The sequence below is a fragment of the Occallatibacter sp. genome, assembly GCF_035317045.1.
Lineage (GTDB): Bacteria > Acidobacteriota > Terriglobia > Terriglobales > Acidobacteriaceae > Telmatobacter.
Window position 1 is genome coordinate 63,146 of sequence record NZ_DATHHT010000039.1, and the last position, 12,523, is coordinate 75,668.

12 protein-coding genes are annotated in these 12,523 nt (G+C 60.9%); 7 read left to right on the plus strand and 5 right to left on the minus strand.

Annotation, left to right across the window (positions count from 1 at the left end; translation table 11 throughout):
- Positions 1–29 precede the first annotated feature (29 nt).
- Positions 30–581: a DUF1697 domain-containing protein gene (locus tag VK574_RS18670; protein ID WP_472801386.1), complete on the plus strand. Its 552-nt coding sequence runs from the start codon at positions 30–32 to the stop codon at positions 579–581.
- A gap of 40 nt (positions 582–621) precedes the next feature.
- Here the strand turns inward: VK574_RS18670 and folP are convergent, their stop codons facing one another.
- The gene (gene folP / locus VK574_RS18675; protein WP_472801387.1) at positions 622–1,533 is read right to left on the minus strand and encodes a dihydropteroate synthase; all 912 of its coding nucleotides are present in this window, start codon (positions 1,531–1,533) and stop codon (positions 622–624) included.
- Between the two features lie 257 nt (positions 1,534–1,790).
- On the opposite strand from folP, the gene dacB reads away from it, so the two are divergent.
- Complete coding sequence (gene dacB, locus VK574_RS18680; RefSeq protein WP_472801388.1) at positions 1,791–3,350, plus strand: D-alanyl-D-alanine carboxypeptidase/D-alanyl-D-alanine endopeptidase; 1,560 nt, start codon at positions 1,791–1,793, stop codon at positions 3,348–3,350.
- Positions 3,351–3,473: 123 nt separating this feature from the next.
- Here the strand turns inward: dacB and VK574_RS18685 are convergent, their stop codons facing one another.
- The 3 genes from VK574_RS18685 to VK574_RS18695 are packed head-to-tail and all read right to left on the minus strand — an operon-like array spanning position 3,474 to position 6,642.
- Complete coding sequence (locus tag VK574_RS18685; RefSeq protein ID WP_472801389.1) at positions 3,474–4,589, minus strand: ABC transporter permease; 1,116 nt, start codon at positions 4,587–4,589, stop codon at positions 3,474–3,476.
- Positions 4,586–5,515: an ABC transporter ATP-binding protein gene (locus tag VK574_RS18690; RefSeq protein WP_472801390.1), complete on the minus strand. Its 930-nt coding sequence runs from the start codon at positions 5,513–5,515 to the stop codon at positions 4,586–4,588. The genes VK574_RS18685 and VK574_RS18690 overlap by 4 nt, the downstream gene beginning before the upstream one ends.
- Positions 5,512–6,642 carry an HlyD family secretion protein gene (locus tag VK574_RS18695; protein WP_472801391.1) on the minus strand — a complete coding sequence of 377 codons (1,131 nt, stop codon included), beginning with the start codon at positions 6,640–6,642 and terminating at the stop codon, positions 5,512–5,514. Before VK574_RS18695 ends, VK574_RS18690 begins: the two co-directional genes overlap by 4 nt.
- A 208-nt stretch (positions 6,643–6,850) precedes the next feature.
- Here VK574_RS18695 and VK574_RS18700 point away from each other — a divergent pair, with 208 nt between their 5' ends.
- The 3 genes from VK574_RS18700 to VK574_RS18710 all read left to right on the plus strand — a co-directional run bounded on the left by VK574_RS18700 (position 6,851) and on the right by VK574_RS18710 (position 9,888).
- Positions 6,851–7,186: a c-type cytochrome gene (locus tag VK574_RS18700; RefSeq protein WP_472801392.1), complete on the plus strand. Its 336-nt coding sequence runs from the start codon at positions 6,851–6,853 to the stop codon at positions 7,184–7,186.
- Positions 7,183–7,611 (plus strand): hypothetical protein, encoded by a 429-nt coding sequence (locus VK574_RS18705; protein ID WP_472801393.1) that lies wholly within the window; start codon positions 7,183–7,185, stop codon positions 7,609–7,611. Before VK574_RS18700 ends, VK574_RS18705 begins: the two co-directional genes overlap by 4 nt.
- 213 nt (positions 7,612–7,824) lie before the next feature.
- Positions 7,825–9,888: a S9 family peptidase gene (locus tag VK574_RS18710; protein WP_472801394.1), complete on the plus strand. Its 2,064-nt coding sequence runs from the start codon at positions 7,825–7,827 to the stop codon at positions 9,886–9,888.
- A gap of 64 nt (positions 9,889–9,952) precedes the next feature.
- Here the strand turns inward: VK574_RS18710 and VK574_RS18715 are convergent, their stop codons facing one another.
- Complete coding sequence (locus VK574_RS18715; RefSeq protein WP_472801395.1) at positions 9,953–10,240, minus strand: hypothetical protein; 288 nt, start codon at positions 10,238–10,240, stop codon at positions 9,953–9,955.
- Positions 10,241–10,308: 68 nt separating this feature from the next.
- Here VK574_RS18715 and lipA point away from each other — a divergent pair, with 68 nt between their 5' ends.
- Positions 10,309–11,229 (plus strand): lipoyl synthase, encoded by a 921-nt coding sequence (gene lipA, locus VK574_RS18720; protein WP_472801396.1) that lies wholly within the window; start codon positions 10,309–10,311, stop codon positions 11,227–11,229.
- Between the two features lie 53 nt (positions 11,230–11,282).
- Positions 11,283–12,473, plus strand: coding sequence for a Gfo/Idh/MocA family protein (locus VK574_RS18725; protein WP_472801397.1), 1,191 nt, complete (start codon positions 11,283–11,285; stop codon positions 12,471–12,473).
- Positions 12,474–12,523: the final 50 nt, after the last annotated feature.

The window sequence follows — 12,523 nt, forward strand, 5'->3', positions numbered from 1 at the left end:
GTACGATACGGCAGCAGAGGAGTATGGCCATGCCGACCTATGTGATTCTTCTTCGTGCCGTCAATCTTGCCGGCCACGGCAAGCTGCCGATGACCGACTTCAGAAAGATGCTGACCGGGATGGGATTTGAGAACGTCGAGACGTACATTCAGAGCGGCAATGCAGTCGTGGACTCGAAGGGCTCCGCTGCCAAGGTCGCGCAGGCCGTGGCAGCCGGCCTGGAGAAGCTGATGGGCGCTCCATGCGGAGTGGTGGTCCGCACGCAAGAGCAGATGGAGCGCGTGATCCGCAAGAATCCCTATGCGGCCGAAGCGGCGGCGAAAGGCGCGTTGGTGCATGTCGCGTTCCTGGCTGGACCGGCCGGGCCACTGGCGGTGGCCGGACTTGATCGCATCGTTACGACGTACCCCAAGCGCCGAGACCGGTATCACCTTGCCGGGGACGCTCTCTACCTGCACTTGCCGGACGGCGCGGCAGAGACGAAGTTTACCGGAAAGGCACTCGACAAAGCCATTGGCGTGATGGGAACCGCACGCAACTGGAACACGGTTCTCAAGCTACATGCGATGTCGAAGCGATAGACACATGATCTCAGCCGATGAAAAAATTAGGTGAGGTTGTCTAGTTTCCAGCGAGCACGGCATCGGCGATGCGCGCGGCTTCGACTGCCGGACGAGCATCGTGCACACGGACGATCGACGCTCCGTGCAGGATTGCCGTAACGAGCGCTGCGATGCCGGCGATTTCGCGGGACTCGACCGGGGCCGCGTCGCCACCGAAAAGGGGAGCCAGGGTGTGACCGAGGAAGGACTTCCGCGATAGACCCGCGAGAAGCGGGCAACCGAGCGCGAGGAATTCTTCCTGGCGTGCGAGCATTGTGTAGTTCTCGTCGAATTTCTTGCCGAAGCCGTAGCCGGGATCGAGTATCACTGCTTCAGCGACGATGCCGGCGCGCGCAGCAATCGCAAGACTCTCCGAAAGCCCGGCGCGGATGGTTTCAATGAGCGTATCGGGAGGCAACTTCGCCTGCGCACGCCATTCTTCGGGCCGGCCGCGTGTGTGCATCAGCACCACGCCGCATCCTGATTTCGCACAGACATGCGGCATCGCTCCATCCCACGTGAATCCGCTTACGTCGTTGATGATTTCGGCGCCGGCCAGGAGTACGGCACGCGCAGTGTCGGACTTGTAGGTGTCGGCGGAAAGAATCGCATCGGGCCGGTATTTGAGGATGCCCTCGATCACTGGAAGCAGCCGCGCCTGTTCTTCCTCGGCGGTGACCTCGGCTTCGGTGGGATTGCCGGCACGGGATCCGGGCCTGGTGCTTTCCGCGCCCAAATCGAGCAGGTCAGCGCCATCGTCGAGTAGCGTGAGCGCCTGCGCCACCGCGGCTTCAGGATCGAGAAATCGTCCGCCGTCGCTGAAAGAATCTTGCGTAATGTTGACGACGCCCATCACCAGCGTTCGCCGGCCCAAGTCGAGCGAGCGTGTCCGCAGCGTCCAGTGCGAGATGGTGCGTCCTGAAGGAGTCATCGCATCGAAAACATCTACATGGACCCTGACCCGGCACCATCAGATGTCCGATTCGATTCTATGGGTACGGCTGCATCCGGCGGCAGGGGCATTCACGAATCGCGGCCTGCTAAACTCCCTGCATGTTCCCCATCCGGCGAATGTTGGCGCTCTGCCCGGCTCTGCTTCTCTTCTCCGCCACCTGCACTTTTCCGCAGACCCACCATACTCCTGCCTCCGCACGACGCCCGGTACATGCTGCGCCGGCAAAGGGAGCGATGGCCGACCGCATTCAGGCGATCCTGTCCGATCCCGCGCTCAGCCACGCGGAATTCGGCATCAGCGTGACTACGCTCGACGGACAGCCGATCTACGGACTCAACGAGGGCAAGCTGTTTACGCCTGCCTCGAATGCAAAGCTTGCCACCACCGCCGCTGCATTTGCGCTGCTGCCGGTGGAGAGCCTTACGTGGACCACGGATGTGGTTGCGGGCGGCGACATCGATTCTTCAGGTGTTCTTCACGGCAACATCCTGATCCTGGGCTCGGGCGATCCCACGATGAGCGCGCGGCAGTATCCCTACAAGCCGCCATCTCAGCCTGCACCGCCGCCGATACCCCAAAATCCTCCGGCGAAGTCGCCCACCGGGAAGCCGGCCGCCACTCCCACGCCGCAGGAGGTAAAGGCTGAACCAAGCGCCCTCAATGTCCTGGACCTGCTGGCCGAGCAGGTGGAGCAGGCCGGAGTGCGCACCGTCGAGGGCGCCGTGGTGGGCGACGACAGCTTTTATCTCAGCGAGCCCTATGGAACCGCGTGGGCGTGGGACGACTTGCAATGGGGTTATGGGGCGCCCGCTTCGGCGCTTTCGTTTGCCGACAATACGATTGAACTGACGGTGACAGCAGATCCCGCAAAGCCCGGCGGGACCCTGGCCCAATGGTCGCCTGACGTCGACTACTACACGTTCGAAAACTCGATGACGATGGCGCAGACCGGGGATGTCGCGCATCCGGGCCTCGAGCGCAGGCCGGGGAGTCTGCTGGTGAGGGCCTGGGGAACGACACCGCCCCAGGGCCTGCACGCGCCGCTGGCGATCGAGGATCCGGCCGAGTTCATGGCCTCGGCATTCAAGGATGCTTTGTTGCGCCGGGGCGTAAAGGTCAATGGGGATCCGACTTCAGCACACCGACTGCCGACGGGGACGGGAGAATTTAATGCAGAGCGTTCCGAGGCTCTAAGGCTGGCACCCCGCATGCTCGAGACCGTTGAGGCTCCGCTGAATGAACGCAAGGTACTGGCAAAGCACATCTCGGTGCCGGTTGCGCAGGACATCATGGTGACCAACAAGGTGAGCCAGAATCTGCATGCGGAACTTCTGCTGCGGCTGCTCGGCAAGACTTTCGCCAAGGATGGAAGTCTGGCGCAGGGCGCGCGCGTGGTGCGGCAGTTCCTGGTGGACGCTGGCGTGAGCGATGGAGACTTCTTTTTCTACGATGGCTCGGGTATGAGCATGGACGACCGCATCACTCCGCGTGCCTATACGCAGTTGTTGTCGTTTGCAACGCGGCAGGCGTGGGGAGTGCCATGGCGCGCGACGTTCCCGGTCGCCGGTGTTGATGGATCGCTCTACGGGCGCTTTCGGAATTCGCCGCTCCGGGGAAAGCTATGGGCGAAGACAGGCACCCTGAATGAGACGAATGCATTGTCGGGGTATCTGCAGACGGCGAGCGGAAAGACGCTGGCCTTTTCGATCCTGGTGAATGGACACAGGCCGGGAAGCGTGGTCGAGCTTCCTGCGATGGAGGAGATCTGCGAAGCGATCGCGACGACAGAGTAATCTCGTGCTCCGGGGGTGAAAGACAACTGCAGGTTCCTCCGCTCGCTGCGCTCGGTCGGAATGACAGGGTTTAAATGCCTGGTTTGAGGGCGGCGACGTATTCGGTTGCAGTTGAATAGCCAGTTAGCGTGCGCCCTGCTTGACGAACAGCCTTGCGGCGAGCAGCGTACTGCCGCAGCCCATCAGGGTCAGCACCATCGCCTGGACCCATAGTTCGCGAATGCCTGCTCCGCGCAGAATGATGCCACGCAGGATCTCGATGTAGTACGTGGCTGGGATCAGCCGGCTGATGCCCTGGAAAAACGGCGGCATGTTCTCGATCAAAAAGATGTAGCCGGAGAGAAAGACCGAGGGCAGAATCGTGCCCATGGAAAGCTGGAATGCCTCGGCCTGGGTCCGTGCGCGCGTTGAGATCACGAGGCCGATACCCAGCACCGTCAGCAAGAATGGAATGGAGAGCATGAGAAGCAGAACCACGTTGCCGTGTACCGGCACAAGAAACACCGTGCGCATCACGAGCAGGATGACGCAAAGTTCGCTGAAGGTAAGAGCGCCGTACGGGATCATCTTGCCGACCATCAAGCCGAGCGGGGCGACTGGGGTCATGGTGAGTTGTTCGAGAGTGCCGCGCTCGCGCTCGCGTACGAGGCTCAGCGCGATCATCAGAATCGCCATCACCTGAAGCAGAATTGCAATCAGTCCGGGGACAAAGAAGTTGGCCGAGCGGGTTGCGGGGTTGTAGAGCACCGATGGGCGCACTTCGATGGGCATTGCGCCATCGGGCAGCGCGCGGCCCAGCGACTCCTTGAGCGCGACGCCGGTGGCGGTGCTCGTGGCCTGACCCGCAACCGATGGGTCAGAGCCATCAACGAGGACGAGGACGGTGGCGGTGGTGCCATCCTGCAGGCGACGGGCGTAATCGTACGGGATGCGGATGCCGACGCGAACTTTGCCGCCACGAATCGCTTCGTACATCTGCTCCTGCGACTGTGCGTAGAGTTTCAAATCGAACACGTCGGACCCGGCGAAGGCCTGGAGCAGGCGGCGGCTGTCTTGCGTATTCGATTCGTCCAGGACCACGGTGGGGATCTGGCGGATGTTCGTGTCAACCGCGAATCCGAAGAGAAACAACTGCAGCATGGGGATGAGCAGCGCGAAAAAAAGCGTGCCGGGGTCGCGGATGATGTGCAGAAACTCCTTGCGGCAGACGGGAGCGAGACCGCGAAAGAGGACCTTCATCGCTGCGACTCCATAATGCGGTAAGTGAGGCTGACAAAGACGTCTTCCAGCGACGACTCGATTGTTTCGATGTGCGCTTGCGGTAGCTGGGCGCGTAACTGCTCCAGTTTGTCAGTCTCGGCAAGTGCATGGATGGTGTGGCCGAAGACGGTGGCTTCGCGCACACCTGGAAGATGACGAATGCGATCGAGCAATTCCGAAGGGTTCGGCACGCTGATTTGGATACGTGACGTGCCGGCGGGATTGGCGTCGGGGAGTTTTTGCAACTCGGCGACGGTGCCGATGGCGATCAGCTTCGATTGATAGATATAGCCGACGCGACCGCATCGTTCGGCCTCGTCCATGTAATGCGTGGTTACGAAGAAGGTGACGCCCTGGCCGGAGAGTTGAAAGAGCAAGTCCCAGAGCGCCCGGCGCGCCACTGGATCGATGCCGGCGGTGGGCTCATCGAGAAAGACAACCTCGGGTGAATGGATGATGGCGCAGGCAAGGGCGAGGCGTTGCTTCCATCCGCCGGAGAGTTGGCCGGCACGTCGATTCATGTAGGGTTCAATGCCGGTGAGTGCCTGGACTTCGCGGGTTCGAGCGGCGGCCTGGTTGGCATCGAGGCCGTAGACGCCGGCGTAGAAACTTATGTTTTCTGCGACGGTGAGGTCTTCGTAGAGGCCGAACTTCTGCGACATGTAGCCGACGTGGCGGCGAATCTCGGCCGCATCTTTGCGGATGTCCATGCCAAGGATGTGGCCGGTGCCTTCAGAAGGGCGGAGCAGGCCGCAGAGGGCCTTGATGATGGTGGTCTTGCCGGATCCGTTAGGGCCTAGGAAGCCGAACAGCTCTCCCTTGCCCACTTCGAAGCTGACGTCGTTGACCGCGGTGAATGCGCCGAAGCGGATGGTCAGGTGATCGGCTGCGATGACGGCGGTCATTCCAGACGCACCGTCGCCGACATGCCCGATTTGAGAATCTGCTGCGCGTTTTCGACGTAGACCTTGACGCCAAAGACTTCGTGCTCGCGGTCGCTCTTGGTCTGCACGTTGCGGGGAAGAAACTCGGCTTGCGACGCGATCTGACCGACGTGGCCATCGAATGCGCGGGTGCCGAAACTGTCGACGCGCACCGTCGCATGCTGACCGAGGCGGACGCGTGCAAGATCGGTTTCAGGAATGTAGACCTTGACCCAGAGCTGCGAAACTTCGAGCATCGTGATGACGATGCGGCCGGCGGGAACCAGGTCGCCGGGGCGGACGCTGACGACTTCGACGACGGCATCGGCCGGGGCAGTCAATTCTGCCTCGCGCAGGCGTGCATCGAGCTCAGCGACAGAGCCCTGCGCTTCTGCAAAGCGGCCGCGTGCCGATTCAATGTCCTCTCTGCGGAAGCCCTTGCGCGCGAGGACGGCGGCGGCTTCGGCCTGCTTGTATTTGTCTTCGGCGGCGCGCAGATCTTCAGGGCGCGTGCCGGCCTGGAGCAGTGCAAGATGCTGTCGGGCTGACTCGGCGCGCTGGGCGGCGGCATCGCGCTTGTCGCGGGAGTCGTCGAATTGCTGGCGCGAGATAGTGTCTGTTGCCACCAGCTTTTGCATGCGCTGAAAGGAGACCTCGGCGTTGGCGGCGTCGGCAGCGGCGGCTGCATAGTCGGCCTTGGCCTGATCGATTTCCTGCCGGCGTGGTCCGTTGCGCGCTGCCTCGAATGAAGCCTGCTGCGCGCGGGCTGTGGCATCGCTCTGGGCGATCTCTTCTGGACGATTTCCTCGCAGCATCTTGTCGAGATCTGCCTGTGCCTGATCGACCTTTGCCTGGGCCTGGGCGCGCTGTGCCTTCAGTTCGTCGCATTCGAACTGAACGAGCACGGTGCCGCTCTTCACTAACTGGCCCTCCTCCACGTGAACAGCAGTAACGCGTCCTCCGATGCGGGAGCCGATCTGGATCTCGCGCGTTTCGACTGTTCCGGAGTACTCGTAGCGGCCACGCTGCGCCATCCAGACGAAGAGGCCCCAGATGACGGCGATGAGTGCGACCGCGGCAACTCCGGCGATCAGGATGCGGCGCTTCATGCGATTCCCTCCCCGCAGAATCGGCGGCCGCGCACGGTATCGACGCGGGCCAACAATAAGCCTTGCGTTGCGTGGCGGAGAAAGGTTTCGAAACACTTTCAGCATGGCATGTGGTTTGAAAAACGCTGTGCGCTGGAACACAGGGGTCGGCGGGGAACCAATGCCTTATCATCGAAACCAGATGCGGACTCGGATTTGCAGTTCTTTATTGGCCCTTTTTGCCGGCTTGGCAGCCCTCATGGTGATGACAGGATGCAAGTCTCTGCCGCCCTCGAAGCCCGAGTCGGAGTGGACGCCGGTAGAAGCGCAAGGAGCGCAGGTGTTTCACCAGGCCTGCGCGAAGTGCCACTATCCGACGACAACGCAAGGTCTGCATGGGCCGGGACTGCAGGCCATCACCAAGGTCAAGGCCATGCCCTCGGGCGCGCCACCTACGGATGATCGCCTGACAGCCGTGATCCTGCACGGACATGGCACCATGCCCGGCACTGCTCTCGATGACCAGCAGTTGCAGGATCTGCTGGCATATCTCCACACGCTATGAGCGGCGACGAAGACAGGCACGCGACAGAACCCGGAGAACAGAGCGAAGGACCCATCATCGGCCATGAGGGAGAATTGAGCGGCCTTCCGGCACCAAAGGGGGAGTTGTTGCCGTTGCCCGGGCTCGCCGCGATTTCGCTCTATCTTCTGGTCCTTGCGGTAGTCATCGTTGTGGGAGTGGTGGGTGGACACTATCCTGCTCTGTTCCTAGTGTTGCCGGTATTTCTTTTTGCCGCATGCGGCGGACTGCTGATGCGGTTTCGCTGGGCGTGGGCTATGGCGTTGTCTGCCGTGTTGATGCTCGGCGGTTACAACCTTTGGCTCTTCGCCCGGCAGCACCTCGTGCCCGGGTTGATTCAAGGCCTGCTGAACATGATGTTCTTCTTCTACCTGGTGCGGCCTGAAGTGCGGGAGAAGCTGCGGTAGAGGCAATTTGAATAGCTTCTCGCAAATATCAGACCCGTGCGGCGTACACAACAAATCGTTCGATGAAATCGTTAAGGGAATGTTCCTCAGCGGCCAAAGCCCGCAACCAATTGATTGAGATATTTGGCACGGCTAAAGCCGTGCCCTTTCAAAGCAATGCACTCCCAACATTCTCGTGGAACCCCTACGCGGCGGGATGGTAATCTCTTGCCCATGCCGCTGAGAATGCTGAATCGTGTTGCCGCTGCTTTTCTGATCATTGCCACAACAATTGCCGCAAACGCCGCCGACGCGCCCAAGAAGCGCGACATTAACCTCGACGATCTTGCCAAGCTGCAACGGGTGAGCGGGCCCGTCGTTTCGCCGGATGGCGAATGGGTGCTCTACACCGTCGGCCAGGTCGATACCAAGGAAGACAAGGGCCAGTCGCATCTCTGGATGGTGAAGTGGGACGGGTCAGTTCATCTGCAATTGACTTATGGCAAGGAAGGCGCATCGTCGCCGAAGTTCAGCCCCGATGGGCGCTACATCAGCTTCACGTCATCCCGGCCGGGGACGGTAAAGGGCGACCAAGTGTGGGTGATGGATCGCCGGGGCGGTGAGGCCGAGCAACTCACTAACATTACCGACCAGAATGTCCAGGGCTACAGCTGGTCGCCGGATTCGAAGAAGCTGCTGCTCACGCTGCATCCCAAGGCGGAGCCCGATCCCGAGGAGGGCAAACCGCCCGCGCCTCCCAAGCCCATCGTCATCGACCGCTACCACTTCAAGCAGGACATCCAGGGTTATCTGCGCGACGACGCGTACAACGCCCTCTACCTGTGGGACCTGACCACCAAGAAAGCCGAGAAGCTGACCAGCGACAAGAACGTAAATGAGAACGACGCCGAATGGTCGCCCGACGGCAAGTGGATTGCATTTGTCAGCAACCATGATCAGGATTCCGATCGCACGAACAACACGGATGTGTTTGTGGTCGAGGCGAAGGCAGGTTCGGCCGCGAAAAAGCTGACAACGTGGAGCGGACCGGATGGCGGGCGACTGGCGTGGTCGCCGGATTCAAAGTCGATTGCCTACTCGCAGGGCGCGAAGATCGAGTTGCTGGAGTATTCCCAGAATAAGCCGGCCGTGGTGACGCTGGACGGAGCGGTGAGCTATCCCGCGGCGAAGTTCGATCGTGGCGTGAGCCAGCCGATTTTCTCGTCGGATGGGCATCTCAGCTATCTCGTCGCCGATGACCGCAATGAGTACCCGGCCGAGGTCGAGCTTGGGGGAGACGGCATCAAGCGCGGGCTCTCGCAGCAGGGCGCGGTGATGACGTGGGACCAGGAGGGCGGGCACACGGCCGTCCTCTACACCAACGACACAGCGCCGGCAGAGATTTATGCGCTCGAGAACGGGGCAAATGGGACACTGCGCAAGCTCACCACGCATAACGATGCGCTGGTCGCTGAACTGAACCTGGTTCCCACCGAAGACCTTGATGCGAAGGACAAGGAAGGCATCGAAGTCCATGGACTGTTGACCCGGCCGGCGGACTTCAAGGCGGGAACGCCTGCGCCTATGATCCTCTTCATTCACGGCGGTCCTAACGGTCAGGATGCGCATACGTTCGATTTCCTGCGCCAGTGGCTGGCAACCAAGGGCTACGCCGAGTTGAATGTGAACTATCGCGGGAGTTCCGGCCGCGGGCAGGATTACGCAAAGGCGATCAAGGCCGACTGGGGGCACTTTGAAGTCGAGGATCTGCTGGCGTGCGTCGATAAGGCCGTTGCGCTAGGCGTGGCCGACCCCAACCGGCTGGCGGTGACAGGCTGGAGCTACGGCGGAATCCTGACCGACTATACCGTCGCCAGCACTGATCGCTTCAAGGCCGGCATCAGCGGCGCAGGAGTGGCAGCGCCCATGTCGTTCTATGGCGTCGACCAGTACATCCTGCAATACGACAACGAACTTGGACCGCCATGGAAGAATCTGCCGCTCTACATCAAGATGAGCTATCCCTTCCTCGAAATCGACAAGCGGGTGCACACGCCCATGATGTTCATGGGCGGAACCTCGGACATGAATGTGCCCTTGATTGGCGGCGAGCAGATGTACGAGGCGCTCAAGTCGCTGGGGCGGCCTACGGAACTCGTTGTGTATCCCGGCCAGTTCCACGGATTCACGCGGCCGAGCTTTATCAAGGATCGCTATGAGCGATGGCTGGGGTGGTGGGACAAGTATCTGAAGGCGCCGGCTCCGGCGGCTGCGCAGCCGAACAAGCAGGCGGAATAGGAAGAAAAGCAGAACCGAATCCCGTAGGCGGCTGGAAAAATCTCCAATCTGCCTGCGGGATTTTTTATTCCTCGAACGCAGATTCGCGATGCCTGGTCGGCGGGATGTCGCGCTCGCGTCGGAACATCCCAATCAGCGCAATGACCGTAGCAATCATCAGCAGAAACGCGCCGGTCGCTACCAAGCCGACGGCAACGGGAACACCTGCGCCTGTAGTGGTGATGTCGATATGAATCGAACAACCAGATAGCGGGTAGGCGAACGAGAGGCCCGTTGTGCCGTTGCAAAAGTAAAAGATGACGAACAGCCCCGCAGCCAGGCAGACGACTGCCGTTACCAATACGCCCTTCATCCGAGTCCCCCTTGCGCAGGATTTTAACCTGCAACCGGCCTCTCTGCACTGCCGCTACAATAGAGAAGATGGAACTGGTGCAGATTGAGCCTGCGCGCAAGACCCCCGCTCCCAAGCCGGAGTGGCTGAAGGCACGCGCCCCGGTGGGCGAGAACTTTCACGCACTGAAGCGGCTGGCGCGGTCACTGGGTCTGCATACCGTGTGCGAGAGCGCGCAATGTCCCAACATCGGTGAGTGCTGGCATCACAAGACAGCAACCTTCATGATGTTGGGGAATCTGTGCACGCGCCGCTGCGGGTTTTGCGCCGTGCCCAAGGGCCGGCCCGAACCCATTGACCATGACGAACCGCGCCGTGTAGCTGAAGCCGTGGCCACACTCGGCCTGGAACATGCCGTCATCACCAGTGTGAATCGGGACGACGATCTCGTGGGCGGCGCGCGCATCTTCGCCAGGGTGATCGAAGAGATTCGCCTTCAGGCGCGGGGATGCCGCGTCGAGGTGCTGGTCCCCGACTTCCAGGGCAACCGCGAAGCCATTCGCATCGTCGTAGACGCGAAACCCGAAGTGATGAACCACAATACGGAGACTGTGCCGCGGCTCTATCGCGTGGTGCGATCGGGCGCGCGGTATGAGCGGTCCCTTGAATTGCTGCGCTACTCAAAAGAATTGAGGCCCGAAGGAATTACCAAGTCGGGCGTGATGGTGGGGCTGGGTGAAGAGACGCACGAGTTGCTCGCAGTCTTTCGCGATCTGGCTGCGGTGGGATGCGACATTCTGACGGTTGGGCAGTATCTGCGTCCATCCCGCGACCACCTGCCCATGGCGCGCTTGTACACACCAAGAGAGTTTCAGGAACTAAAGACCGAAGCGCTCAAGATGGGCTTTCGGCACGTGGAGTCGGGACCGCTGGTGCGCTCGAGCTATCACGCGCACGAGCAGGCTGCATCGACCGGCTTGATGGTGGTGGCGATGCAACCTTCAGCCTGAATCTCGTCCTGCGACGAATTGCGAGTTGATGAAACAAGGAGTGATGCAAAACCATGTCTACTGCCCGACGCGATTTTCTCAAGCAGGCGGGGTTGATGGGGTCGATCGCCATGTTGGGCGGTCCTGGTGCAGGAGCCATGGCGTCCGGCACCAAATTGGCCAGCGCAAGTGAAGAATCCCTGCCATTGCAGGCGGAAGAGACTCCCAAATACCACATCAAGTTTGCTGTGTGCGGCATGAGTCACGACCACATCTACGGAATGGTGGGAGCGATCCAGCGCGGCGGCGGCGAACTGGTCGCAGCATGGGGTAGCGAAGAGGATAAGATCGCGGCTTTCACCAAGCGGTTCCCCAACGCGAGGATTGTGAAGACGCAGGACGAGACTCTGAACGATCCTTCGATTCAGCTTGTCTTGAGTTCGCAGATCGCGAGTGAGCGCGCACCGCTTGGCGTGCGGGCAATGAAGCTTGGCAAGGACTTTCTCTCCGACAAGCCCGGCATCACCACGCTTGAACAATTGGCTGAAGTGCGCAAGACGATTGCCGAAACGAAGCGCATCTACGCCATCATGTACAGCGAACGTCTGGAGGTGAAGGCCGCTGTCTACGCAGGTACGCTGGTCCAGCAGGGCGCGATCGGCAAAGTGATCCAGACCATCAACATTGCGCCGCACCAGATCTTTCAGCATAGCGGCGTGGCTGGCGGCGGCTCGGGCAGGCCCGACTGGTTCTGGAATCCAGAGCAATACGGCGGAATCCTCTGCGACATTGGTTCCCACCAGGTGGACCAGTTTCTCTTCTACACCGGATCAACCGAAGCCGAAGTCGTGGAATCTCAGATCGCTAATGTCCGGCATCCGGATCATCCCAGGTTTCAGGACTTCGGTGACATGGTGCTGCGGGGAAATCGCGGCCTCGGTTACGTGCGGCTGGACTGGTTCACTCCCGATGGCCTCGGCACGTGGGGTGACGGGCGCCTCTTCATTCTCGGGACGGATGGATATATCGAGATCCGCAAATACACCGATGTGGCCGTGAAACCGCAGGGGAACAACCTGTTCATTGTCGACGGCAAGCAGGCACGTTCCATCGACTGCAACAACATGCCGCTGCCATTTGGTCCGCAGTTTGTGGGGGACGTCGTCAACCGTACCCACGTCGCGCAGGATCAGGCGCAATGCCTGCTCGCCGCGGAACTGGTGATCAAGGCGCAACTCGCGGCCAAGCGGGTCACGCTCCAGTAGCCAGAATGCCCTTAAGCTTCCCTTTGAGCGGGATCTAGGTTCCGGCGCCG

Bases quoted from the DNA above. Each gene is read 5' to 3' on its own strand.
- VK574_RS18670 (WP_472801386.1), top strand. From the start codon at position 30: ATGCCGACCTATGTGATTCTTCTTCGTGCCGTCAATCTTGCCGGCCAC.
- folP (WP_472801387.1), bottom strand. From the start codon at position 1,533: ATGACTCCTTCAGGACGCACCATCTCGCACTGGACGCTGCGGACACGC.
- dacB (WP_472801388.1), top strand. From the start codon at position 1,791: ATGGCCGACCGCATTCAGGCGATCCTGTCCGATCCCGCGCTCAGCCAC.
- VK574_RS18685 (WP_472801389.1), bottom strand. From the start codon at position 4,589: ATGAAGGTCCTCTTTCGCGGTCTCGCTCCCGTCTGCCGCAAGGAGTTT.
- VK574_RS18690 (WP_472801390.1), bottom strand. From the start codon at position 5,515: ATGACCGCCGTCATCGCAGCCGATCACCTGACCATCCGCTTCGGCGCA.
- VK574_RS18695 (WP_472801391.1), bottom strand. From the start codon at position 6,642: ATGAAGCGCCGCATCCTGATCGCCGGAGTTGCCGCGGTCGCACTCATC.
- VK574_RS18705 (WP_472801393.1), top strand. From the start codon at position 7,183: ATGAGCGGCGACGAAGACAGGCACGCGACAGAACCCGGAGAACAGAGC.
- VK574_RS18710 (WP_472801394.1), top strand. From the start codon at position 7,825: ATGCCGCTGAGAATGCTGAATCGTGTTGCCGCTGCTTTTCTGATCATT.
- VK574_RS18715 (WP_472801395.1), bottom strand. From the start codon at position 10,240: ATGAAGGGCGTATTGGTAACGGCAGTCGTCTGCCTGGCTGCGGGGCTG.
- lipA (WP_472801396.1), top strand. From the start codon at position 10,309: ATGGAACTGGTGCAGATTGAGCCTGCGCGCAAGACCCCCGCTCCCAAG.
- VK574_RS18725 (WP_472801397.1), top strand. From the start codon at position 11,283: ATGTCTACTGCCCGACGCGATTTTCTCAAGCAGGCGGGGTTGATGGGG.